Source organism: Mesorhizobium sp. USDA 3734, from assembly GCF_056279665.1.
The window spans coordinates 5,146,070-5,170,419 of record NZ_JBWCCW010000001.1; the positions used below are offsets into that span (position 1 = coordinate 5,146,070).

The following is a 24,350-nucleotide window of genomic DNA, read 5'->3' on the forward strand; positions in this document are numbered from 1 at the left end:
GGTTCTCGGCCACAGTGCCCCCGCGATGCGACCGATGGCGACCAGGGTGTCGGGGCGCACAAGGATGGCGGTTTCCTGAGAGATGATGGGGGAGAACAAGTCCGCGCTTGGGAGGGCCACAAACGCCCGCTCAGCGGCTGCCTCGTCCTCCGCAACGCCGAGGAAGCCCGATCGACCATGACTGGCAACTGCAAGCGCTGCTACCGAACGATCAGTTCGGCAGGCCCGCTTCGGAATTCATGCTTGGCAAGGAACGACACGATCGCCGCGGCAATCTTTTTGCCGCCCTGTTCCGAAGGCTCGATGGCGTTGACAAAGTCGGCGTCCTCGCTGCAGACAATGCGAAGGTCGATAAGCGGAACGCCGCGCACGGCGGCTGCTCGTGTGATGCAATCGTTGAGGATCGACAGGGCCGTTACCGCAATGCGTCTCTGGTCGGGGTCGGCATACCGGACATCGTAGATCGAGCAAATCGCGGTCGGCAGCCCTACAGCCAGAACGGCATCCAGCGTCGACATATACTCCAAGCAAAACTGCTCTCTAATTTCGGCGAGCCTCAGCAGAGTGTCGGCAACGGACCGCGATGGAGCGTTCAAAACGGAGGAGACGCCGAGTGCGTCGTTCCCTCCCACGCTTACCACCAGATGAGTGGCGTCGGCTGGCAGGCGGTTCAGTTGCCGGCCCACATCCGCCATGACGCTGCCGTCAACGGCAAGCAGCATGGCCAACCAGCCGATCGGGAGCTGACGCAAAACGTGGGCCAATAGATCTGCTCCATCGGCCACATAGGCGCTGTTGTCGAACACCGAATCGCCTAGTAGCACAACCTTGTTCATCACAGCCACGTCCTCGGCGGAAACAGTTTGTACGGTGGAAACTGCTTGTCCCGCGGCGGCGGCCAGCAACAGGCTCCTGCGCGATATCCTTACCAGACCGGCGTCTCCCACGACTGTCGCTCGTGCGCACGCCTTCAGTGGCTGCTGTTCGAGTTCGCTCCGCTTTCCGGATTAATCGACCGCCGTCCTCTCCTGTTCCCGCCGCTGATACGCAAGAGCCATAGCAGCCGCTATGGCTACTCCCGCGGCCCCCAGCAAGAGTTTGTCTCGCGTCTCGGGGAGCATGAGGAACTGTGGGGCAGTCACGTTGCGACCTACCAAACGGGCACTTTCTGTGGCGCGGTTCCGGCCCGTTCAGAGAGCCTCCATCACCGACCGCCCCACAGTTCCTCATGCTCCCCTTGTAGCCGTAGATCTCACGCAACGCGCCGTCGTGCGGCATAGGTGAGCAGCGCATCGGCCGGGACGCCAAGCTGAGCCCCGATGAACGACAGGACCTCATGCGGGATCGCCTCGCCCGGAGCCAGCGCGCGCCCTGGATATCGCAACGCGCAAAGCTGCAGGGCGAACCCCAGCCTGTTCTCCGGCCTGCGGCGTTCCTGGATGTGTCCAAGATCGTCGTCGCCCAGTGTGTAATGCCGAAGCAGGGACAATTCATCGGTTGGCAGATCGAAGAGTGCCGAGCGCTGTCGCTCGCTGAGAATATGTCGCCTTGGCATGCCGCAATTGTCCCTATTGAAGTATAGTCTGTTTTGGACAACACTCAGCCCATGCAAATCAAGGCCTTCCGGCACCAAAATTTACGAGGGTTCAATTGGGACAGCGCGCCGCCATCTACTGCCGAGTTTCAACGGCCGATCAGTCTTGTGAACGGCAAGAGCGGGACCTGACGGCTTTTGCCGGCCGCGCCGGTTACGATATCGCTGGAATCTTCAAGGAAACTGGTTCTGGTGCGAAGCTCGATTGCGCTGAGCGACGCAAAATCATGGCCCTGGCCCAGTCGCGGCAGATCGATGTCATCCTCGTGACCGAACTTTCTCGATGGGGTCGCTCGACGATCGACCTCCTCAACACGCTGCGTGAACTCGAAAGCTGGAAAGTTTCCGTTATCGCCATGAACGGCATGGCCTTCGACCTAGCGTCCCCACATGGCCGGATGCTGGCGACATTGCTTTCCGGCATTGCCGAATTCGAGCGTGATCTCATCAGCGAACGAATCAAATCCGGGCTTGCCGCAGCAAAGGCGCGAGGGCGGCAACTCGGAAGACAGATCGGAGTCCGACCAAAATCCGACCGATTAGCACCCAAGGTCCTGGCACTTATTGATGAAGGGCGAAGCTACCGCTGGATCGCCCGCGACCTTGGTATCAGCAAGAACACCGTCGCAGACGTCGTGCAGCGATATCGGGCGACAGAACAGTCGCTGCATGTTGCGGAAGAGGCCGATGGCGAACGCGAAGCTTCGGAGGGCATTCTTCTCGGCTTTATTCGGAAGTGGAAAAGAGCATTTTAGCCGATCTGAGCTTGGTCCAGGTCCACGGCCATCAGAGCTGTAACCTTGCCGATACAGGAAAAAAATGGCCGGTATGCCCCTAACGCAATAGCGCTGAGCCTTGCAATCTCCGTGACGTTGCACCTGATCGCCGTCTTAGCCGTTGGATTCTTGCCAACCAGGAAATCGCCGCCTCCGCCAACCGAACAAAGCATCACCGTCGAAATCCTGAGTGAACCGCAAGCTGCAGCAACCGCACAGCCTGCTGTTACTCAAAGCGACAGCAAGCCTATCTCGTTGCCCACACCGATTGACCGGGCACCTGAGCAAGATACAAAACCAGCGATAGCCAACGAGTTGGCTCCTCAGGGAAATGGTATGGTTCGGGCCAAGGAGTTATTCTCAGCGAAAGTGCTGGCAGACCCGCGAAGCAAGGAAGCTTTGGTTGCGCTAAGACAACTGGGCACTGATGATCGTATTATCCAACTCTGCAACGTCGAAGCTATGGAACAGGTCCATATATGGAAGGCCGACTTCCAGCCGGATTTCGTCGTTGCCTACGCCATGGCCGACACAAAGCTTTCCGGTCTTACACTCCAGGCGGATGGCGCGGCGCTCAGAAGCAAACGCCATTGGTACGACATTAAATTCAAATGCGAGGTAACCCAGGATTTGGAAAGGGTGGTTGCCTTCGAATTCTCGCTGGGCACGGAAATCCCTAAGAGCGAATGGGAAACACATTCACTTCCCGTCGGCGACGGTCCATCCGACTGAGGTCGAAGTCCCTGTGCATGCTTAAAGTGTCATTTCGCCCCCTACCGGAGCCGACCCCGGGATCGTCCGCGACTCCGGCGGCAGCACGCGGCCATGTCCGAACATGCCACGGCTCGAGGCGGGTGCTTGGATGTCATAACCGTGCAGGGCGTACCAAAGGCGCTCTCCAGTAACATAGCTTGCGCATATGCTTCGCCTGGACATTGTAAAGCTGGTCCGTCGTGAAGATGCCGGCGCGATAGAGGCGCTTCGCCATGTTGCCGCCGACACCTGGAATGTCTTCCATTGTGACGGCGAGCAGCGCAGCCGGAAGGTCTTCCGGCCGCCATCGCGCTTGCCAGCCTTGCATGCAATTTTCGCGAGTTGCCGGTTGGCTGCAAACCCGATCGTGCAAGTGATCCATGGTCCGACATTTTCGGCAATTGTCGCTTTGATCTTCGCCGCCAGAGCGAGCGGGTCAGATCGGCGCGCTTCGTCGAGGCGGCACGTCAGCTCATCGATCGACTTCGCCGTGTCGATCGGAATGACCGTTTCAATTTCCGATAAGAGCGCATTATGGGCCGGCGATACAAATCCGGCTTTTGCGGAACCAGAACGAGCTCCGGCCAAAGCCGCTTCGCCTCGTTGATCGGCATGACATTCTTGACGCCATACGCTTTTGCTTCGCGGCTGCATGCGATCACGGCCGTTCTGTCCGTTCCCTCGAACGGAACGACACCGACCGGCCGACCGCGCAGGCGTCGGTCGCACTGCTGTTCGACCGACGCGAAAAAGTCGTCGAAATCCAAATAGAGCCGTTCGATGGTTTCCGGCTTGCGCATGGTTGCTCCTATCGTAGGAACAGAAGCAGAACACCCGCCGCGGCTCCCCGTCAAGAGGAATTTTTTCTTATGCGCAATTTGTCTGGCGCGCTCTTGCAGCATCCATGAATCGCAGCCCGCGATCCGTCAGGCCGAGAGACGTGCGGCTCCCCGCCGTCAAAACGGGATGCTGGACCACCGCAAGCTTATGATCGAGCAAAATCCGGACACGGCGCCACGGCAAATCGAGTTCTTCGCCGCACGCGATTAACTCCATGTCAGCCAGGGCATTGCGCCGTTGATCATCCCTCATAGGCGGCGCTGCATGCACGTCTATCGAGCTCATTTCGTTTTCCAGATGTGATTTTCCTGCCGTGCGAGTACTGAGAACTTGCGCCTACTCTTCATAGTCCCAATCGGGATCAGAGGCAGTGAAAGCGGGTTGTGTAAGGAAAGGGCAGCACCTCGACGGAATCCGCCTCAGGTTCGCCCTCGAAATTGCGATGAAACTTGACGGCGATGGGAAAGATCAACGTGTCCTCTTGCTCGACATTGTGGTCACCGAAGTCAATGTAGTCTCTATCCGCATAGTCAGGAGCGTAAAATCGCACTGAAACCGAGATATTTATACGAGCCGAGATATTGATCGACATCGTGATGAATTCGTCGTCGGAATTCAAGACTTTAAGATCGGCCGGATCTGCAACTTTCCAATACTGAGGAACAGCTTCGACACTCTCAATCTCGTATTCGTGGGACGCATCCCGGTCGATTTCGGGTGGGAAAGATTCGAAATACCAATACAGCTCGCGTTCGATAGCACCCTGCATCGCTGGAGCTTGGCCATCGCTGAGCAGCTTCAAAACCTGGTTGGAGATTTCCTGCGCAACTTGTGGGCTGAACAACTCGAGTGCGGTGCTCAGGTCCTTCACACAGACCAGTCTCTCAGAGGCATCCGCGAAAGACTGCCATCCCTTGTCATTGCTGACGACCAAGACCTTCGTATCCTTGGAGGCCGCCCACGCTTCCAAGCTCATCAGAGTGAGCGCATCCGGAAACTCGGACTTCTTCACCTCCGACAGCAGCACGGACACCTTGGTGGATTTGACCTGCTCCAATCCCTCGAAGGCTTTCGCATCGAGATTGCACTCGTGCCTGTCGAAAACCGTAGTATCGAGGGATATCGCGCCTATGCGGCCGTGGGCGATGTCATCCTTGATTGCTTCCTCGTCAAAACCGGGCATCTATTTCCCTTCGTTCTTGGCTTTCATGGCGTCCCACGTCGACACCAGAAATGTTGCCATCGTACCCGACAGGTTGACGGCTAGCTGTGCGTGACGCGGTGCAGGTTTCACGCGTTTAGGCCCGCGGCTATGTGCGTCTGAAATTTTGTTCCTGAGAGATCCGAGGGATTCGACAACGGACTGGCAGTTGCCTAAAATCTGTTTGAACACTGTCTCGGTGTGGTCGTCAGGGGCGAGCTTCAGAATCTTGGCCAGCTTTCGATACAGGATGGGGAGGTCATCCTTCTCGTCGTAGGATTCGCCAGCCTCGACAATGACCCATTTACAGACATCTTCGAGAAGGGTCCTGGACAGCGTGATCGCGCCCTCGGGATCGGTGCCTCGACGATCAAGCGCCTGCTCCCACCTCGCATGTACGGTATCCGGGATCGAACGCTGCTAGCGCTTCCGAAATCGCCTTGTCGGAGGGGCTACCAATAGCCGCGGGTTGGACTTGGTAGACCGGGCTACCTGATAGCCGTCGGACGATCGTCAAGCGATACCCATCGTGTCTGAGGTGATCGTTGATCGCTGCTGCGATTTCCGCTTGAACCTCCGGCGATTGCACCAGCGGACTGGCGACCTCCTCGACGAAGCGAAAGAACTGCTTTTGGGAGCACATCAGGAAACCAGCCGCGTTGAAAATCTCGCGATTGTCCCAATCGTTATTCCGCACGATTGCATTGAACAAGTCGTCATCGAACGTCTTGCCGGAGCCCGCGACGTACAGAGTGGAAGGCATTTTCTCCGTTGGCCAAACCCGCCTTATAAATTCGATTTCCTCCATTTCCGATGAAAGTGATCTCCTGTCGAATATCGACATCACCCGCCGGCGCGTGAGTTCGGATACGGTAGCCTGGCTGGACTCTTCGAGTTTTACAAGCGCTTCTGGCAAACTGTAGGACTCGGACTCTTCGAGCAGCCGCGCGGCCACAGGGATCAATTCCGCTGCAGATTTCTCCAGAAGCCGTCGCTCCGCGTATTTATACTTGCTCTTGAACGATTCCTCGCGATCCCCATGTCGAAGTCCGAGGCGAGCGCAAAGTGCCGGAACATCGTTGGCACTGAATCTGAGATGGCCGACGCGAGTTCGTGCCTCAGATTCTTGACTGCTGCCGTCGGATACCCTTTTGACTCTTGGTATTCCACCCCGCACCTCTTTTGGGCTTAAGTTTACAACCTGGCGCGGGCGAAAAGTAGCGTCAGATATGCTGTCTCCCACGGAAATTGGGCACGAAAGCAGCTCCTCTTCTGATAATCACTGAAACCGTCTTCTGAAATCGACGGCTCAAATGAGTGGCTCATAAGGGAGTGGTTAAATAGGATTGCTACTTTCAATTTTGAGCCAGGGCAGTAAGCTGGCCAATGCCATTCTATGCACCAAAGCTGGCGGCATCTGACCAGGCGCGCTGTCAGTCGGGTTCGCCGGTATGGTACAGGGCCTCGTAGTCGCGGCCGCCGTAAAACACGTTGGTGATCTCGACGTTGTCGGTCACGCGGTAGGCGATGATGGCCGTGCGTTCGAACGGCACGGTGCGCAACCCCGGCTCCAGGTCATCGCGGGGCCGGCCGCCGTTCGGCGCGTCACCGATTTTGCGGCACCGCGCCATGATCCGCTGCACAAACCCGGCCGCCACACCATCACTCTGGCTGGCCTCGGCAATGACACGGTAAATTCCCTGCAGGTCGGCAATGGCCTGCGGCCGGTAGGTGACGTTAGCGCGCCGCACTGCGCGGCGCTTTGCTTTCGTTCTTCATGAAGCGGGTCATTTCCGCTTCCGCCTCGTCCGCCGTAAGGCTGGGGCGGGGATCGTCAATGGACGCCCGGATGCGGGCACGTAGCACCTCGTTGACGGCCTGCTCTTCGCGATCGAGGGCGCGCAACGCGGCGCGCATGACTTCGCTGGCGGAATCGTAGGCGCCGGATGCCAACCGCGCGTCAACGCTCTGCTGCTGCTTGCCGAGGGTGACGGTGATGGGTTTGCTGGTTCTCATGGTCTGGCCTTTCCTTCCTCCCCTTATAGCACATGGCATGACAGTGTCATACAATTTTCCGACACCCGCTTTCCAAAGCAATTCTCTCTCGGCGGATTTGATCGGTTCCGCCTCCTTGGTAACGGCGGTGAAGGCTTCGCGAGCATCGCGCACGGCCTTGCGTTGCTCCACCTGAGGGCCAGGAACTGAATCGGTTTCAGTTCTGGAAATCGCGGCCGAGCGCCCCGCAAAGCAATGCAGCTAGATTGTCGAGTGCTCGCTTGTGGGTTGAACCGAGCGGCCGGCGCGCGAGGAAATCGTCGATTGTCATCCAATAGGCAGGATCTGTAGCCATGCTCGGTCTCAGAAATTCAATGTAAAGATGCAGGTCTTCGGGCACGAACACGATTGTCCATGCTCCGTCGCCGTCTTCGGCCAGTTGGTAGGTCAGGGCGCTCATTGAAGTTACTCCTTCACCCGTGAACTTGCCGATCGAGCGCGACATTTCCATCCCCAGAAATGAGTATTGACGCCTGATGAGCGTGCCATTCTGCGAGATGCTCGCCCTTTGAAAAAGGGTGCTACTGCACCCCCTGCCTGACCGGCGAGGGCCGGGGGATCCTACCTTCCTCGACCCAGTCCATGGGCGCGACCTTGGATGAGGAGAAGGATCTGAGCCGCAAGGTCCGCATCGAGGTCTGGCAGCCCGCTTCCCCAAGGTTGTGCCGCGCGGACATCGATGCCGCAGCCGGACAGATCGGTCAGGGCCGTCAAATAGAACTCCCGCTGCAGTTTCGAAAACGATTCCGCTGCTCTTTCGCGCGCAGCCTGCCGGCGTTTGGTTTCAAGCTCCTCTCGGAAAGCGCCCAGGCTGGGCGGCGCAACCTCCGCCCAGCCTGTGCGCGGGCCCAACAGCCGCGCGGAGGCTTCGGCACCTGCAGGCGCGGTTTTCCGATCGCCACATCTGACAGGCCAAGATCCCTGGCGATCTCGCGGGTCGGTTTCTCCCAAACCAGCGCAAACAATTCCTCTCGGGAGAGTTCTCGTCGTGCCATGCTATCTCTATCCGGCGACGGCGCGCGCTAGCCGGTAACGCGCATGTCTGCAACGAGCTGGTCGGCTGTCGCCCGCCATTTCAAGAAAGCTCGAGTTGTCAGATTGCAAGACTCATCTGAACCTCTTCCGAGACCATTTCAGCCTCAAGCGAGGAGATTGTCACGCCAAGCAGCCGAATTCCCTTCTCGACCGGGAAAACAGGATCGAGGAGGTCAAATACCATGGTCTGTAGCTCAGCTTGGCTGCGGATGATCTGGTGACTGGTTCGACGCCGCGTAATCTGGCGGAAGTCGGCATACTTGACCTTGAGCGTCACCGTGCGCCCATGGATTTCGTTGTTTTCGCAATACCGCCAGACCTTTTCTATGAGCGGACGCAGCCCTTCGTGCGCCTCCGCTATCGTGAACAGATCCCGCGCAAACGTATCCTCCGCTCCTACGGACTTGCGGACGCGATCAGGGTGCACCGGTCGCTCGTCGATGCCACGCGATATCCAGTAATAATATGGTCCGGCCTTGCCGAAATGTTCCTGCAGGAACGGCATTGTCTGCGCCCGCAGATCGGCGCCGGTATGGATTCTGAGTGCGTTCCATCTTCGAATTGGTGGCAGGACCGATGCCGTGGAATTTCTTCACCGGGAGCACTTCGACGAAGCTCGGCCCCATCTTCGGCGTGATAACGAATAGCCCATCAGGCTTGCCCTGATCGGAGGCCATCTTGGCGAGGAACTTGTTGTAGCTGACACCGGGTGAGGCGGTAAGGCCGGTCTTCGCCTTGATCTTCGCCCGGATCGCCTCGGCGATCTCGGTTGCCGTGGCGAACCCGTGCATGTTTTCGGTCACGTCGAGATAGGCCTCGTCCAGCGAAAGCGGTTCGATCAGCGGCGTGTGCTCGGCGAAGATCTCCCGGATTTGCTGCGAGACCGCCTTGTAGACGTCGAACCGGGGTTTGACGAAAATCAGATCAGGGCATTTGCGCCTCGCCGTCACGGAGGGCATCGCCGAGTGAACGCCGAACTTGCGAGCCTCATAGCTCGCAGCTGCGACCACGCCACGGTCGAGGGCGTGCCCGACGGCGACCGGTTTGCCCCGCAGCTCCGGTCTGTCGCGCTGCTCTACCGAAGCGTAGAACGCGTCCATATCTACATGGACGATCTTCCGCTGCAGCGCAGGCCTCTCAGCCCCAGCAGCTTCGCTTGTGACGGCGTCTTCCATGACTCGTCTGCCTCGATTGCCGGCTCACCTCCATATGCCTCTCATCCGCGCGCCGACGTCGACCTCTGAGCGGCCGGTCTGACAGGCCACAGCGATCGGCCGACGACGTTTGCCTTAGGTGCGGCGGGCTTCTTTTGCTTACGCCATCCGAAGGAGTCCGATAGTTACGTCGGGGGAAGCCGCTCCAGATTGCCAATCGTGTTCCTGTTGAGCTGCATGCTGGTCTATTCGGAATCTGGCCGGGATGCTTCTATTGCCAGCACATCCAAGGCCTCAATCTCCTGCATCACCTTTCCGGCGATGCCTTGCAAGTCGCCGTACATCTCGACGGTCGATTCGATGACGCCTTGGATCTGAGCCTCCCGCTTGGCCCACAGGCGTGTTGTGGCCTTGCGTTCCCGGGCTAGGTCCTCCTGCATATCAGGGGAGCATGAGGAACTGTGGGGCGGTCGGTGATGGAGGCTCTCTGAACGGGCCGGAACCGCGCCACAGAAAGTGCCCGTTTGGTAGGTCGCAACGTGACTGCCCCACAGTTCCTCATGCTCCCCAAGAAGCCCATGTGAGGCCTGGTACCAGCGCGCGCAAAGCAGGATCACAGATGGCTCGAACTGCGGCCTTTGAACATCACAACCCTCTGAAATGGTTGAAGCATCCGCCTTGCCTCTCGCGAGTAACAAAAACGTTGCAACACATCCCGATCAGCAGCTCACGCCAGCTCTGCACACTCTCCGCACGCCAATGGAAACCGATCAGATCCTTCTTGCCTGTCGTGCCGACAGTACCAGCACGCGTGCTGCGCCTTCTCGCAAGGGAAGTCCTCGCCGGCGATGGCGGGATCATCATCCGCCACGGCATCTCCTCCCACCCACCCGTCCGGGTGGAAAGGCGCCGACGCAACCGATAGTTCCGTGACCGCCCCCTCCTGCCCCTCCACCGCAAAGTCAACTTTTGCGTTCAGGGAGCCACGGCGCCTGGATTGGCTGATGAACACCGTCGGTCCGCGCATTTGGGGTCGAAATACCTCTTGGCGAAGAGGAGGCAGGCTCATCATCCAGCAGTCGCCGGAGTTCCTCTGGGTCGAAGGCCATCATTGCTGGGGAGGCGGGTTCAGCATCCAACAGCTGCCGGGGCTCTTGCTCGTGCGGCAAGCGCCCTCTCAGCCGGTCTTGCAGCGCCTGCCGATCGGCGACGAGGTTGTCGAGGTGCAGCGGCTCGTGGTCTGGCCGCTGCCCGTCGACCAATCGTCCAACCAGCGTTCGCGTGCCGTCCACTACAAAGACGCCGCAATCATAATCGTTCGGCTGTCGGGCCATGGGGGCTGGCGCCAAGGTGGCGTTCAGCAGTCGTGCGAGCTGTGTTGCAGGCGCGTGGTTGTATCCCTCTCGCTGGCGGGAGTCGTAGTGATAGGCGAACCGCCTTTCCGGGTTGCGGCGATCAACGAGCAGCAGCGACCAATGGGTGCCGGGGTGAGTAGGAGTGCCATTGTTCAGTGGCACGAACAGGAAGTCGGCTGGGGCGGTGTTTTGATTATAGATGGACTGCAATGTGTGTTGCGCGGTGTTCGACCCCACGTGACGCAGGAGATGGGATACCGACGGATCCACCAGCCGTGTCCGGGCGGCGAGCCTCGGATTGATCCCCTGCAGTTGCCCCTCCAGCAAATGGTAATCCCTCTGGATATGGGCGTCGCTCAGCCACTCGGTGGCGCCGAGCACCGATCCGTTGGCGACCTTGGACGAGGCTGTCGGATCGAACGCCCCGATCTGAGCATCGCAGGAACTGGTCGTTAGCGTCGTCACATCAACCACTGGAAGACCGCGGTAGGTGCCTGGCAGGCTGGCGGTTGCTGGCGAGGCGGGTTGGGGAGCTCTTGCCGCTGCCGCTGGCGCAGCTTCACTCATGGGCCGAGGTCGAGGGTGATGGATGAGCTGAACCTCATTGGGTTCTCCCGCCCCCGGAACGGCGGCGGACCCTGTCCCTTGCATCATGGACTGCCACTCCGTATCGCGGAGCATCTGCCGCCGTTCCAATTCCTCGCTCAACCACGCCATAGCTTCCTCGTCCGAGGAGTCTGGCAGTGGAGAAAGCGCCAGCGGCGAGCCGGGCTGTCGAGCGTCCTGGTGATGACCCGGTACTGGCCCGGGCGGATTGGGATCAACCGCTGCCTCAAAATCGCCGTAGGTCTCTGAGCGAGCCCTGACATAGTGCACTGGCGCTGGTTCCGAGGTTGGCCACATACTCCAATCAAAGTTGAGCGGCATCTGCAGCGACCAGGTTGACGTGGACCTGGCAGCTTCCTGCCATCCAGCTTGGACTATGTCCTGCGCCTGCTCAGGGGGAACTCCGGACCAGGGTGGGCCGTCTTCAACCATCAGATCCTGACCGTAACCTTCCGCGCCGACCGATGGCCAACTGACAGGTCCCTGCTGCGCAGCGGCGTCCCCGACGGACGTCGCGATCGCATGCGGCGCCGCGGCGTCTTCGTACCCGCTCCCCTGCATCATCGGCCGCGCCTCCCATGGCGATGCACCCAGTTGATGGGTGGCGGCCGGCGTCAGCAGGCGACCGCCTGAATTAGCGATCTCGCTCAGCTGCCGCTCGGCGGCAAGGCCTTGCAGATCGTCCAGGGTCCGCCGCCTCTTCGATGACCTCAACTCAGCTGTGTCAAGCTCATCCTCGATGAGGACCTCCTCGCTTGGCAGGAGGTTGCTCCAGGCAGGTGCACCCATCAGCTCGTCCGGGGACCGCTGGTGATTGGACACTCCGGGATCTGGTGCCTGGTCATGGCGCGCTGCGGGCTCGAGAGATGACGGCGGGCCGGCTGCGTCCATCAGCCCCAAACGCACATCCTGATCGTGCGCTGCCGCAGGAAGCTCCTGTGCCCAGTTGCCAGCTTGGTGCGACGCGCCGTGCTGCGCAGCGGCGACCCGCCTCGACTCCGTCGGCGCCGCGCCTTCGGAATTGATGAGCGTCACGTTCTGGGGGCGAGGATTGCGAGCGCGGCGTGTGCGCAGCACGACTCTGCCCGTCGACTGAAAGGTCCGGAGATGATCTAATGCCGCAACGAGTTTGCTGGGATCACCCTCTCCGATGAACTCGAGCACCCCACCGCCATCGGACAGTGACGTGCTGTTGAGCCGAGCAACAATGCTCGTTTTGTTCTTTTCGAAGAGCCAGCCGCCAAAGCGGCGAAGAATGCTTACATTATTCTTGACGGTGAGTTCGGCGGCATTACCCTTGATGAGAGCCTCCTCAAGGCCCAAAATAAGGGAAGCATCCTGGGGATAGAGAGGCTTCTGCTCCCGAGGCCGCTGCCTGCGAAGCCGAGTTGACTGAGCCGGCCGCAGCGCTGAGGACGACGGGCCCGGTTCGTCCATCAGCTCCAAACGCACATCTTGATCGTGGGCGGCCGCAGCAAGCTCCTTTGGCCAACTGCCAGTTTCCTGCGACGCGCTGTGCTGCGCAATCGCCTCGCCGACCGGCCTCGGCTCGATCAGTGCCGCGTCTTCGGGATCAGGAACCGGGGGAATATGGCGTTCGAGCTCCATCGCTTTAGCGCCGGCGTGCGATTTCCGGAGATGGGCCAGTGCGTAACCGATCCTTACGTCACCACCGGCGTCCTCCTTATAGCCCTTGACATCTCCATCCAACGCCCCGTCGGAAAGCCGACCAGCAATGCCCTTCTTGTTGTTTTGACGCAGGTAGTCACTGAAGCTCCTAAGAGCAGTTGCATTCCTTTTGCCGGTCTGTATCGCTGCTTCGTCTCTGTACTCTTGAATGAGAGCCGCGTCCTGAGGATACGGAGTCAACTTAGCGCGGCCTGCGATCGGCACGATTCCGCCCGTCGACTGCGAGGTCCGGAGATGATCTATTGCCGCAAGGAGTATCGTGGGATCACGCTTTCCGATGAACTCGCGCGCATCCTCGGTCAGGGACCCGTGGTCGAGCCGATCCTTAATGGGATCTTTGTTGTTTGCGAAGAGCCAGCGGCCAAAGCTGAGAAGAGAACCTACATAGGCCCTGACGGTGCGCTCGGAGGCGTTGATGAGGGCATCCTTAAGCCCTGAAATCAGCGGAGCATCCTCGGGATAAAGAGGCTGGTTCCTGCGAAGCCGAGCTGACTGAGCCGGCTGCGGCGCCGAAGACGACGGGCCGGGTTCGCGGCCAAAGCTGAGAAGAAGACCTACGTCGTTCCTGGCGGTGCGCTCGGAGGCACTGCCCTTGCTGAGGGCGTCCTTAAGCCCCGAAATCAGCGGAGCATCCTCGGGATAAAGAGGCTGATTCCTGCGAAGCTGAGCCGGCTGCGGCGTCGAAGACGACGGGCCGGGTTCGCGGCCAAAGCTGAGAAGAAGACCTACGTCGTTCCTGGCGGTGCGCTCGGAGGCACTGCCCTTGCTGAGGGCGTCCTTAAGCCCCGAAATCAGCGGAGCATCCTCGGGATAAAGAGGCTGATTCCTGGGAAGCCGAGCTGACTGAGCCGGCTGCGGCGTCGAAGACGACGGGCCGGGTTCGTCCATCAGCTCCAAACGCACATCCTGATCGTGGGCTGGCGCAGGAAGCTCCTTTGGCCAACTGCCAGCTTCCTGCGACGCGCTGTGTTGCGCAATCGCCTTGCCGACCCGCCTCGGCTCCATCAGTGCCGCGTCCTCGGGATCAGGAACGGGGGGAATATGGCGCTTGAGCGCCATCGCTTTAGCGCCGGCGTGCGATTTTCGGAGATGGGTGAGTGCGGAACCGATCCTTTGATTACCACCGGCGCCCTCTTTATAGGCCTTGACATCTCCATCCAATGCCCCGTCGGTAAGCCGACCAGCAATGCCCTTCTTGTTGTTTTGACGCAGGTAGTCACTGAAGCTCCTAAGAGCCGTTGCATTGCATCTGCCGTTACTTGTCTGGGCTTCGTCTCTGTACTGGTTGATGAGAGCCGCGTCTTCCGGATGCGGCGTCAACTCAGCGGGGCCTGCGATCGGCACGATCCCGCCGGTCGACTGCGCGGTCCGGAGATGGCCTATTGCCTTAAGGAGCCTCGCGAGGTCACCCTTTCCGATGAACTCGCGCGCATCATCGGTCAGCGACCCGTGATCGAGCCGATCCTTAATGGGATCTTTGTTGTGTGCGAAGAGCCAGCGGCCAAAGCGGAGAAGAGAACGGACATAATTCTTGACGGTGAGTTCGGCGGCATTACCGTTGATGAGGGCCTCCTCAAGCCCCAAAATAAGGGAAGCATCCTGGGGATGGAGAGGCGGTTGCTGCCTGCGAAGCCGGGCTGGCCGCAGCGCCGAGGACGACGGGCCGGGTTTCTCCATCAGCTCCAAACGCACATCCTGATCGTGGGCTGCCGCAGCAAGCTCCTTTGGGCAATCGTTAGCGCCGGCGTGCACTCTCCGGAGATGAGCTAGTGCGGCGCCGATGTTCAGATAACCACAGGCGTCCTCCTTATAGCCCTTGACATCTACATCCAACGCCTCGTCGGAAAGCCGACCAGCAATGCCCTTCTTGTTGTTTTGACGTAGGTAGTCACTGAAGCTCCTAAGAGCAGTTGCATTCGTATCGCCGGTATTTGTCGCTGCTTCGTTTTTGTACTCATCGATGAGGGCCACATCCTCGGGGTGAGGAGTCAACTCAGCGCGACCTGGGATCGGCACGATTCCGCCCGTCGACTGCGAGGTCCGGAGATGAGCTATTGCCGTAAGGAGTCTCGCGGGATCACCCTTTCCGATGAACTCGCGCGCATCATCCGTCACCGACTGCTTGTCGAGCCGACCCTTGATGGGATCTTTGTTGTTTGCGAAGAGCCAATGGCCAAAGCGGAGAAGAATACCTACATTGTTCTTGACGGTTCCCTCCCCGGCGTTGCCCTTGATGAGGGCCTCCTCAAGACTGAGGATAAAGTCTTCATCCCTGAAATGAAGAGGGCGCTTGCTGATCCTTCTCAAATACTTAGATGACTGAGCAGGCTGCGGCGCCGAGCCGGCCGGCATTGCTCCACCACCTCCACCTGAATTGGCGATCTCGCTCAGTTGCCGCTCAAACCCCTCCGCACCTACGGACGGAGCCGCACGTGAGCTATCTTGCAGGCCGGCCCTGTTCGATTGTCCGGGCACCCGCTTGGTCGAGGTGAAATCCATCCGTTCTCACTTTCAGCAATATAAGCTTGGATCTGACATAGGGAAGCTGTCGAGAACCTGACGACAACGTGCCCCGCCAAGACAGCATGTAAATCGGCGCAGGGCCTCCGCGCCGCTAGGCTAAGTCATTGAATATCAGTGGCGGGTGGGGTCACGTGGGGACGCTGATTCGCATTCATGGAATGGCGTCGACTTGCCCATTTCCCAGAGCGTTGCCCGATGTGGGAGTCTATCGATGAGAAGCTCGCTTTCGCGACGACGTGGCGGTGATACATAGTCCATCCCCGGATGACAGGGGTTCAGGTTCTGTATCAATGGCGCTGTAAAGTTATCAGCGGATTGATGCAGCGATAGCTGGCCGGGACGGCTGTCACGCTGCGGCGAGACACGCGATTTTGTTCCAGATCGGTGATCATGACCCGTGGTGTCCGCCCTTGAGCCTTCAGCAACTTGCGCATCAGACGCTTTGCCGCCTTGGCATTTCGGCGGCTTTGCACCAGCACTTCGAGGACGAAGCCGTCCTGATCGACGGCACGCCAGAGCCACTGCTTCTTGCCATTGATGGCCACCACACATTCGTCGAGATGCCATTTGTCGCCCAGGCAGCCGGCTGACCGTCGCTTGATCTCCCGGGCGAAATGCCGCCCGAATTTCTCCGCCCAGCTTCGAATGGTCTGATGCGTGACGATGATGCCGCGGGCCGCCAACATGTCCTCAACCATGCGCAGGCTGAGCGGAAAGCGAAAGTAGAGCCATACCGCGTGCGCAATGATCTCGGCGGGAAAGCGGTGGCGACGATAAAGCGGATCACGAGCAACTTCTGACATGGCCCATGTTCGCACATCTTCATCAGCCGTCGGTTAACTTTACGGTGCCAGTCTGACTTTGTGGCTGACACCAGATGCCCTGTCCGGATGGCAAGCACCAAGACGCAAGACCCGGGGCGGCCAGCACCGTTATTCCGATCTGGCGATCGAGACCGCCTTGACGCTGGGCCTGGTGTTTGGTCTGCGGCTGCGCCAAGTAGAGGGCTTGTTGGAATCTGTGCTGCAATTGATGGGGCTGGCGCTTGCCGTCCCCGATCATACCACCCTGAGCCGTCGGGGCGCGGACATGGCGATCGCCCAAGGAATGGCGTGATCACCAGGGCCTGCCGACCGGAGCGTTGCATGTTCTTATCGACAGCACTGGTCTACAGGTTTACGGCGCGGGCCAGTGGCTGGAGGAAAAGCATGGCGCCAGATCCCCTCGCGGCTGGCGCAAGTTGCATCTGGCGTTGGATGCCGATAGTGGCGAGATCGTTGCGCATACCCTGACTGATCAGGACACCGGCGATGTCTCTCAAGTTGCGCCACTGCTCGACCAGATTGACGGTCCGATCGGACAGTTTACTGCCGACGGTGCCTATGATGGAAAGCCAACCTATGATGCAGTCATCGATCACAGCGCGGCGGCGGCTATCGTCATTCCGCCTCGCGCCAACGCGGTCGAACCAACCGACGATAGACCTCCCGGCCAAAGGGACCAGCATATCGCCGCAATCGGCAGAGGCGGCCGGATGAAATGGCAGGTCTCTAACGGCTACGGCAAACGCTCGCTGGTCGAAACGGCAATCGGGCGATACAAGTCCATCATCGGGCGGCGTCTGCGGGCCAGGTCGCGGCCTGGTCAGCAGACCGAAGTCGCCATCGGCTGCGCCGTTCTCAACCGCATGCTTGACTGCGCACGCCCGAAATCCGTCCGCCGCAGCCACGGCATGATCAGCCGTTTCAAAGATCCCCATCCGTTCAATTCCAGATCCGTGCACCAACGCATGCCCGCGGCAGAGCCTACAATACCGAGCAATACAAAACTCGTCTCATCTCTAAATTGTTTTGAGACAGATTGTAGCTAAGTTAAAAACACGTGTAGCGTCGGATTTGTCGCATCTCCGACACGGGGTATTCGGCCTGAGTTCCTGCTGAATTCTCGCGTGAACCGTTGACCGGTGTGCCCAGAGATTTTCCGACCTTGCTTTGTCGTTTGGCACAATTTTTGAGTTCCCCGTTGGCGAGGCGGCAAGAATTGCCGACTCATGCCGTGGATGCCCTCGCGATCGATGGGACGAAGGAAGGACAGCAACATGTCTGGTTCGGGTCGGGTCCAAAGCAGCACCACCCGTGGCAGGGATGGCTCGCCGCTCGGACGCGCACCCCCGCAAGCAACACTTTTATCCCGGGGCGAGCGCGAGGCGTCATCGAGCGTTACGTGGCGCTCTTTCGGCTGACCCTGCCCATGGCGGCTGATCCTCAACAAGTAGGGAAGCACACGCGCCCGGCGATGGCGTTGTCGCCAGATTAAGAGCTGTTCTCACAAACGTGCAAGTGCGAACAGAAACCGACCAAAAGGAGACTTTCATGACTGAAGCAACACTTGTTATGGACAGCGGTGCCGCATCAAGCAATGGGGCTGTCCAGCAATCCCTGCCATTGAAACACCAAACTACAGGCGCTCCGCATGGCTGCGCAGAGGAGGATGGGTTCGTCCAAGACGCCCTGCGTCGAACCGCAGTCGCGGAACGATTCGATCTTTCTATTGTGCTTGCGAGGTATCGCAAACAGTACGGCTTCTCAAAAGCCGTTGCAGAGGACCATCAACGCGAGCTTGTCCGTTTCCTGGCACTTTGCGCGACTGCCCGACAGTACGGCAGTTCATATGGGATGATGGGCGCGATCGATGAACTATGGCACATGTTTGTCATCTTCACGAGAGACTACGCTCGATTTTGCGAGGAGGTGGGGGGCCAATTCCTTCACCATATTCCTGAGCCCCACGGTGTAGCCTCGCAGCGTACTGTCGACCGGTACCTCGCTTTCCTGGAGGACTACAGAACAGTCTATCGGGAAGAACCGCCCCGAGCGTATTGGCCGAACCCGAAGCGCTCGCCCCACGACGCAGGTGGCGCCTGCGCAGGCTGCAACGGCTGCGCTGCTGGATGCATAAGCTGAAGCACACTTTTGGAAGGAGCGCGGCAAATTGCTGGCGCCAGACTGGCCAAGCCATTCGCCGAGCCACTCGACCGACAACGAGCAGGGGCGGCCCATGCACATTTTGATGTTCGGTAAAATGCCTCCTATCGAGGGGGGCGTCTCCAGGGCAACTTGGGTAGCGGCAACCGATCTTGTAGCCGCAGGCCATACGGTAACTTTCATCTCCAACGCCAACAGCATGGGTTACGGATTCCGGCAAATGATGTCGGCGTCCAGCATCGAGGCCACAGTTGCCCTTTTGGCGGGAAAGCTTGAGATTCGGCAGGTCGAGGCGCTGCCGAGGCTCTCTTACATCCCATGGGCACCGCCGTACCTAAGCCAACTTCTTGGAAACGCCACCGCAGCAGCAAAGTCGCGTAGCCCCGACGTGGTGATTGGATGGTATCTTGAACCGTATGGCGTTGCGGCTTCGATCTTTGGCCGATTAGCCGACACACCGGTCATATTACGGCATGCGGGAAGCGACCTTGGCCGATTGAGGAAAGTTGCTGATTTGGCGCCCCTCTATGACTGCTGTTTAGCGTCCGCAAGCCGGGTGGTGGCGAGCAAAAATCCGGACGCGGTGCAGATGTCACTTGGCACTTAATTATGAGAATTCCATACAAATGATTCCAAATGCTTAGGCCGGCACTTAATTTGAGAATTAGCAGTTAATTTGATAATCGCTCTTGGCGCTTACCACTTAATGTGAGAATAGCGCTCTCGGAGTTTTTTCACTGGTGAGCCTCCATGAGCGACCCATTTCCCGACGAAATTGATGAGGCGCTTTGGGATGAAGCATGCCGGCGTGCGGATGCGATCCGCGGCTTTCTAAGGCGCCACTCCGGCCGCACTACGGCCGGAAATGTTGCGGGGCTAGCGGCCGAGCTCGGCCTTAGCCAAGCTACAGCTTACCGCCTGGTCAAGCTGTTCCGCGCCGGCGGAACCGTCCTGTCGCTTGTGGACCGCAAACGCGGGCGGCCGGAGGGTCATCGCACACTGGATGAGAAGCGTGAGGAAATCGTCCGGAGGACCATCAACGCGTTCTACCTGAAGCGGACACGACCGACGGTCTCGCAGCTGGTCCGGGACGTGCAGACGAACTGCATGTCGGCGGGACTGAAGCCGCCGCATCGCAGAACGATCGTCGCTCGCCTTGAGGACATCGACCTCCAGAAGCGTGCCAGGCGACGCGGCGAACAGAAGATCGTGAAGGCGACAACGGCCGTTCCCGGAGCGTTCGGTGCCTCCCGCCCCCTCGAGGTGGTCCAGATCGACCATACCAAAGCCGATGTATTCGTTGTTGACGAGGAGACCCGGCAGCCGATCGGCCGGCCGTGGCTGACCTTGGCGATGGACATCTGCAGTCGGATGGTCACCGGGTTCTACCTCACCATGGACGCCCCGTCGCGGTTGTCGACCAGCCTGTGCCTCTTGCATTCCGTCTTCGACAAGTCGGTATGGTTGAGAGAACGCGAGATCAGGGAGCCGTGGCCCGTAGCTGGCCTGCCGACTACAGTACATGTCGACAACGGATCCGACTTCCGAAGTCGAGCATTCAAGAGAGGTTGTGAGGATGCCGGTATGGCAATCGAATGGCGGCCGCCGGGCGAGCCGCGCTTCGGCGGTCACATCGAGCGTCTGATCGGCACGCAGATGGGAAAGCTGCACCTGCTGCCCGGGACAACATTCAGCAACGAACAGGAGCTCGGCGAATACAACTCCAAGCGGCACGCAGCGCTGACTTTGAGGGAACTCGAGCGCTACATCGCCCTCGATATCGTCGGCTCCTACCATCAGTCGATCCACAGCTCCCTGGGCCGCCCGCCGATTGCGGTCTGGCGGGAGCACGATGGCGAGATCCCGCTTCGACTGCCACAGGATCGGCTCCGCTTCTGGCTGACCTTCCTGCCTGAGCAGGAGCGCACCTTGCGGCCGACCGGGATTCATCTGTTCGGCCTGCGCTACTGGTCGGCGGCGCTCAGCGCCGACGTCGGACGTTCTGACCGCCGCCTGCTTGTGAAGTACGATCCGCGCGACCTAGCGCGCATCTTCGTTCGACGGCCATCAGGGAACTTTGTGGAAGCCCGTTATGCCGACGTCACCCTGCCCTCGATAACCCTGCACGAGGCGCTGACCGCCCGACGCACCCTGCTGGCGAAAGGCCGCCGTGAAGTCGACACCGGCGCCATCGTCCGCACCGCGATGGCGCAGCGAGAACTGGTCGACGCGGCGACCAGAAAGACAGCGGCGGCGCGCCGCGGCAAGGCTTCGTCAAAATCGAAGGTGGACGATCGGGGATGGGGCTCGCTCCGCGGTGTCGACTCCAGCAAACCTGTACCCTTTGTCGAGGATACGGATTGAGCTGGAGTGAATATGAACGATGAAGTCTCCCACCTGACCGCCAGCGCAGCGGCACTGCTTGCCGAAACTGACGAGCGACGCACTCGAGCGATACGATCACGCCGCTGGGTTCTCTACCCGCGCGCCAAGCAGGCGCTCGACCGGCTGAGCGGCCTCCTCGACCATCCGCGAGGCACGCGCATGCCCTCGGTCGCGATCTATGGCGACAGCGGCATGGGAAAGACCATGATTATGAAGCGGTTCCGGGACGAGCACCCGCCGAGCTTCGATCCGCTGACGGGCACGCTAAAGACACCGGTCCTGGCCATGGAAATGACTAGCCGTCCCGGCGAGCGACGGTTCTACGCTGAACTGCTTACCCTTCTCGGCGCGCCGCAGCGGCCTCGCGCCGACATCGCCCAGATGGAACAGGCGGCGTTGCGGATCATAGAAGCGATCGGCGTGCAGGTGCTGGTCATCGACGAGGTGCACAACATCCTCGCCGGATCCTACCGCGAGCAACGCATCGTCCTGAATACGCTCCGCTTCCTCAGCAATCGTCTGCAGATCTCCCTGGTCTGCTTCGGCGTCAATGAGGCGCGGGAGGCCATCAGTGGTGACGTCCAGCTTGCGCGCCGGTTCGAGCAGTTCACCTTGAGTGGGCTGCAAACGAACAGTTCGAGACCCTGGTGGCCTCGATCCTGCGCAACACGCCGCTGCGTCGACCCTCGGTGCTTACGCCGAAATCGCTGCGACGAATCTTGCAGATCACCGAGGGTATCACCGCCAGCATCTTCCATATGATCAATAGCCTTGCAGTCGAGGCCATCGAGAGTGGCCGCGAGCATATCACAGACGAAGCGGTCGAGAATTGGGAGCCGGAATTTGATGCCGAGGCGGCGTTCGCATGATGCGGCAGTTGCCAGTGAGGTTGTCACCTGTCGCGGACGAACTGCTGTCATCCTGGATCGGCCGGCATGCCGCCTTTTACTCGGTTCCACCGCTGGTCATGCTTCGGCATTGCCTGCCGGAGGCCTCCGCGTTACGCGCGGCCGATCTCCATCTGAGCAGTGATCAGGAAATCCGCCTGGCCAAGATGTTCGCCACCGAGTCGGCCGCAGTGCGCCGAATGACCTTCGCAAATGTCGCGCAACCATCGCGTCGGTTCATCGCCACGCGGCCAACGCAGGTCTGCACCAGCTGCAGCCCGGGACATACGGAGCCGGAGCCGATCCTGCGAAGCCAGCTTCTGGGGTGGCGCATCACGTGCCCTTTGTGCGGAGACCACCTCCGGGATGCCGGCGGTCGCGAACTCGCCTCCCCTTTCCGGCAATATCGGACTGCCGCTCTTCGTGGCGAAAAGCTGCTCGACGATGAAGTCGAACGTGGTATCGGAACCTGGACATCGCCAGCCGAAATTGCCCGGCTTCTCCTGATGCGACGCATTCCAAGACCTATACCACGCGAGAGCGACCTTTGGCGCTTCCGGGTGCTCGGCGCAATCATCCCCGATCTCGACCGTGTCGTTGGCGCGGAACAGGAGAACCTGCCCACGCCTGCAAAGCCGATCCTGCCGCTTCACATGCGGCCCGCTCTGCTGGCGGGAATCGCCATCGTCGAGCGCGCTGGACCCGAAATGCTCCGAATGCTGCGTGGTCACATGATGGGTGACAATAGGGTCCGGTTCACTGACTCAGTCGAGAGCATGATAGCCCGAACTCGTAAGTGGAAAGCTTCATCGCAGATGCACATCGCGGTAGGGACGCCCATTACTGGGCGCCCCCCGCTCAGATCCGAGCGAGCCCGATTCGAGCACTCGGCTCCTACCTTGGGTGGCTGACGGCGAAGCGCTCATTGGGCCACGGGTGAAGGATGCGCGGTTTGGGGAGCCAGTCGTCAGTCAGCTTCGTCATGCGGGCCCAGGTGAAGCCGTCTCGTTGGCTGCGGCGCCGAAGCGTCCGCCGCCAGAGATCGGTTACATGGTGCCGGAACGCCGAGAGCGTCCGGCCATTCGTCGGGACCGCATGATAGGCGAAATGACCTGTCACGACCTGCCTCAGCCACTTCCCTGTTCGGGGATGGGCCAATGCATGCGACGCCGCAGCTCCGCCTTGATGTCCTTGAGCTTCGCCCGCATGCGGTCGCTTCGGGTCTTCCGCCTAAGCAAGAAGCGCCCCTTGCGCGATTTTCCGCAGATGAAGGTAAATCCCAGGAATGCGAAGGTCTCCGGTTTGCCGAGCCCACGCTTCTTGCGATCAACCGCCGCGAAGCGGCCGAACTCAATCAGGCGGGTCTTGTCCGGATGGAGCGACAGCATGAACTCCTCAAGCCTCGCGCGCATCGCATCGAGGAAGCGACGAGCGTCGTCCTCGCGCTCGAAACCGACGATCAGGTCATCGGCATAACGCACGATGATCATATCGCCCGTGGCTTCGCGCTGTCGCCAGCGCTGAGCCCACAGGTCGAGGACGTAGTGCAAGTAGATATTGGCCAGAAGCGGCGAAATCACCGAGCCTTGACCCGTTCCCCTGTCATCTACCGTCACGATCCCGTCTTCGAGAATGCCCGCCTTCAGCCATTTCCGGATCAGGCGGATGATGCGCTTGTCGCCGATCCTATGTTCCAGGAAGCGAACGAGCCAATCCTGGCTTACGCTCCCGAAAAAGTTCTGGATATCGGCGTCTACAATCCAGTTCACCTTCCGCGTGTTGATCGCTACGCACAGTGCATCCAATGCATCGTGCGGCCCTTTTCCTGGTCGGAACCCATAGGAGAAGCCGCAGAAGTCGCCTTCATAGATGGCATTGAGCACCATGACGGTTGCCCCTTGGACGATTTTGTCTTCCAGGGCTGCAATCGCCAGCGGCCGCTGCTTTCCGTCTGCCTTCGGTATGTACGTCCGGCGAGACGGTTGCGGGCGGTACGCTCCCCGATGAACCCGTTCGTGCAGGTCCCTGAGCCGAGGCTCGAGGTCTGCCTCATAGTCCTGCCACGTCATGCCATCCACCCCGGGAGCGGCCTTGCGCTTCAACGCGTAGAACGCCGTCCGCAGTGTATCGACATTGATGTGGTGGAAGAGCGCGGTGAACTTCTCCTTCTTCCTCAGCCTTGCGGCCTTCCGTACGCGGTCCAGCGACTGGGACATGCGAGCCCGGCTCTGTGTCCGGTGCATATGTTGCTGTTCCGCGTTCCCCTTGGTCCCCGGCCTTGGCTCCACCGACTCCGCCGCCGGACGCCCGGCTTTGTTCGTCGGCTTCGCAGCTACTATGCCGGAGTCAGACTTCTCTGGATCGTGCATCAACGGCTACGGCTCCTCGCCTTCCCGTTGCGGACCATCCCTCGTACTCCTGGGGCGTATGGCCAATCCAGAGATCTCCCGGTTCCCGCACAAGGAGCTTCCGCACATGCCAGGGTCTCAGACCACGCCGGATCGAAACAGGCG

Annotated in this window: 18 protein-coding genes and 7 pseudogenes; 8 read left to right on the forward strand and 17 right to left on the reverse strand. The window is 59.9% G+C overall.

Annotated features, from left to right (window positions below):
* Window positions 1–200 precede the first annotated feature (200 nt).
* Together ACZ89F_RS24645 and ACZ89F_RS24650 are read right to left on the reverse strand one after the other, a co-directional pair.
* Window positions 201–905 carry an SGNH/GDSL hydrolase family protein gene (locus ACZ89F_RS24645; protein ID WP_476094621.1) on the reverse strand — a complete coding sequence of 235 codons (705 nt, stop codon included), beginning with the start codon at window positions 903–905 and terminating at the stop codon, window positions 201–203.
* A gap of 331 nt (window positions 906–1,236) precedes the next feature.
* A pseudogene (locus ACZ89F_RS24650) lies at window positions 1,237–1,555 on the reverse strand (DUF4158 domain-containing protein); the annotation flags it as partial.
* Window positions 1,556–1,650: 95 nt separating this feature from the next.
* Between ACZ89F_RS24650 and ACZ89F_RS24655 the strand changes: the two are divergent.
* Both ACZ89F_RS24655 and ACZ89F_RS24660 read left to right on the forward strand, forming a co-directional pair.
* Window positions 1,651–2,349, forward strand: a complete 699-nt coding sequence (locus ACZ89F_RS24655; RefSeq protein WP_476094622.1) for a recombinase family protein — start codon at window positions 1,651–1,653, stop codon at window positions 2,347–2,349.
* 45 nt (window positions 2,350–2,394) lie between these two features.
* The gene (locus ACZ89F_RS24660; protein WP_476094455.1) at window positions 2,395–3,102 is read left to right on the forward strand and encodes a DUF930 domain-containing protein; all 708 of its coding nucleotides are present in this window, start codon (window positions 2,395–2,397) and stop codon (window positions 3,100–3,102) included.
* A 133-nt stretch (window positions 3,103–3,235) separates the two neighbouring features.
* Here ACZ89F_RS24660 and ACZ89F_RS24665 read toward each other — a convergent pair whose 3' ends face one another.
* The 9 genes and pseudogenes from ACZ89F_RS24665 to ACZ89F_RS24705 form a co-directional block, all read right to left on the reverse strand.
* Window positions 3,236–3,451: a hypothetical protein gene (locus ACZ89F_RS24665; protein WP_476097482.1), complete on the reverse strand. Its 216-nt coding sequence runs from the start codon at window positions 3,449–3,451 to the stop codon at window positions 3,236–3,238.
* Window positions 3,452–3,504: 53 nt separating this feature from the next.
* Window positions 3,505–4,025: pseudogene (locus ACZ89F_RS24670) on the reverse strand (Y-family DNA polymerase); the annotation flags it as partial.
* Entirely contained in the window at window positions 3,991–4,248 is a 258-nt protein-coding gene (locus ACZ89F_RS24675) for a hypothetical protein (protein ID WP_476097483.1), read from the reverse strand. The pseudogene ACZ89F_RS24670 and the gene ACZ89F_RS24675, both read right to left, overlap by 35 nt.
* A 76-nt stretch (window positions 4,249–4,324) precedes the next feature.
* On the reverse strand, window positions 4,325–5,146 hold the full coding sequence (locus tag ACZ89F_RS24680) for a PIN domain-containing protein (protein WP_476094454.1): 822 nt from the start codon (window positions 5,144–5,146) through the stop codon (window positions 4,325–4,327).
* Window positions 5,147–5,575, reverse strand: coding sequence for an abortive infection family protein (locus ACZ89F_RS24685; RefSeq protein WP_476097361.1), 429 nt, complete (start codon window positions 5,573–5,575; stop codon window positions 5,147–5,149).
* Complete coding sequence (locus ACZ89F_RS24690; RefSeq protein WP_476094624.1) at window positions 5,535–6,119, reverse strand: AbiJ-related protein; 585 nt, start codon at window positions 6,117–6,119, stop codon at window positions 5,535–5,537. Before ACZ89F_RS24690 ends, ACZ89F_RS24685 begins: the two co-directional genes overlap by 41 nt.
* A gap of 478 nt (window positions 6,120–6,597) precedes the next feature.
* Window positions 6,598–6,915 (reverse strand): type II toxin-antitoxin system RelE/ParE family toxin, encoded by a 318-nt coding sequence (locus ACZ89F_RS24695; RefSeq protein ID WP_476094626.1) that lies wholly within the window; start codon window positions 6,913–6,915, stop codon window positions 6,598–6,600.
* Window positions 6,902–7,180, reverse strand: a complete 279-nt coding sequence (locus ACZ89F_RS24700) for a type II toxin-antitoxin system ParD family antitoxin (RefSeq protein WP_352864905.1) — start codon at window positions 7,178–7,180, stop codon at window positions 6,902–6,904. Before ACZ89F_RS24700 ends, ACZ89F_RS24695 begins: the two co-directional genes overlap by 14 nt.
* 196 nt (window positions 7,181–7,376) lie before the next feature.
* Window positions 7,377–7,619 (reverse strand): hypothetical protein, encoded by a 243-nt coding sequence (locus ACZ89F_RS24705; RefSeq protein ID WP_476094627.1) that lies wholly within the window; start codon window positions 7,617–7,619, stop codon window positions 7,377–7,379.
* A 182-nt stretch (window positions 7,620–7,801) separates the two neighbouring features.
* Here ACZ89F_RS24705 and ACZ89F_RS24710 point away from each other — a divergent pair, with 182 nt between their 5' ends.
* The gene (locus ACZ89F_RS24710; RefSeq protein WP_476094629.1) at window positions 7,802–8,245 is read left to right on the forward strand and encodes a hypothetical protein; all 444 of its coding nucleotides are present in this window, start codon (window positions 7,802–7,804) and stop codon (window positions 8,243–8,245) included.
* A 67-nt stretch (window positions 8,246–8,312) separates the two neighbouring features.
* Here ACZ89F_RS24710 and dinB read toward each other — a convergent pair.
* From dinB to ACZ89F_RS24735, 5 genes and pseudogenes are all read right to left on the reverse strand, one after another.
* Window positions 8,313–9,429: pseudogene (gene dinB / locus ACZ89F_RS24715) on the reverse strand (DNA polymerase IV).
* A gap of 224 nt (window positions 9,430–9,653) precedes the next feature.
* Window positions 9,654–9,851 (reverse strand): annotated as a pseudogene (locus ACZ89F_RS24720) (DUF2130 domain-containing protein); the annotation flags it as partial.
* 519 nt (window positions 9,852–10,370) lie between these two features.
* On the reverse strand, window positions 10,371–15,557 hold the full coding sequence (locus ACZ89F_RS24725; RefSeq protein WP_476094631.1) for a Ulp1 family isopeptidase: 5,187 nt from the start codon (window positions 15,555–15,557) through the stop codon (window positions 10,371–10,373).
* A gap of 125 nt (window positions 15,558–15,682) precedes the next feature.
* Entirely contained in the window at window positions 15,683–15,847 is a 165-nt protein-coding gene (locus ACZ89F_RS24730) for a group II intron maturase-specific domain-containing protein (RefSeq protein ID WP_476097362.1), read from the reverse strand.
* Between the two features lie 114 nt (window positions 15,848–15,961).
* Window positions 15,962–16,384: pseudogene (locus ACZ89F_RS24735) on the reverse strand (IS6 family transposase); the annotation flags it as partial.
* A gap of 52 nt (window positions 16,385–16,436) precedes the next feature.
* On the opposite strand from ACZ89F_RS24735, the pseudogene ACZ89F_RS24740 reads away from it, so the two are divergent.
* From ACZ89F_RS24740 to ACZ89F_RS24760, 5 genes and pseudogenes are all read left to right on the forward strand, one after another.
* A pseudogene (locus ACZ89F_RS24740) lies at window positions 16,437–17,304 on the forward strand (IS5 family transposase); the annotation flags it as partial.
* 1,334 nt (window positions 17,305–18,638) lie between these two features.
* Complete coding sequence (locus ACZ89F_RS24745; protein WP_476094633.1) at window positions 18,639–19,172, forward strand: hypothetical protein; 534 nt, start codon at window positions 18,639–18,641, stop codon at window positions 19,170–19,172.
* Window positions 19,173–19,315: 143 nt separating this feature from the next.
* Window positions 19,316–20,929, forward strand: coding sequence for a transposase (locus tag ACZ89F_RS24750; protein WP_476094635.1), 1,614 nt, complete (start codon window positions 19,316–19,318; stop codon window positions 20,927–20,929).
* 12 nt (window positions 20,930–20,941) lie between these two features.
* Window positions 20,942–21,819, forward strand: a pseudogene (locus ACZ89F_RS24755) (TniB family NTP-binding protein).
* Window positions 21,819–22,748, forward strand: a complete 930-nt coding sequence (locus ACZ89F_RS24760; RefSeq protein ID WP_476097363.1) for a TniQ family protein — start codon at window positions 21,819–21,821, stop codon at window positions 22,746–22,748. The pseudogene ACZ89F_RS24755 and the gene ACZ89F_RS24760 overlap by 1 nt, the downstream one beginning before the upstream one ends.
* A gap of 216 nt (window positions 22,749–22,964) precedes the next feature.
* Here ACZ89F_RS24760 and ltrA read toward each other — a convergent pair whose 3' ends face one another.
* The gene (ltrA, locus tag ACZ89F_RS24765; RefSeq protein WP_476094636.1) at window positions 22,965–24,053 is read right to left on the reverse strand and encodes a group II intron reverse transcriptase/maturase; all 1,089 of its coding nucleotides are present in this window, start codon (window positions 24,051–24,053) and stop codon (window positions 22,965–22,967) included.
* Window positions 24,054–24,350 lie beyond the last annotated feature (297 nt).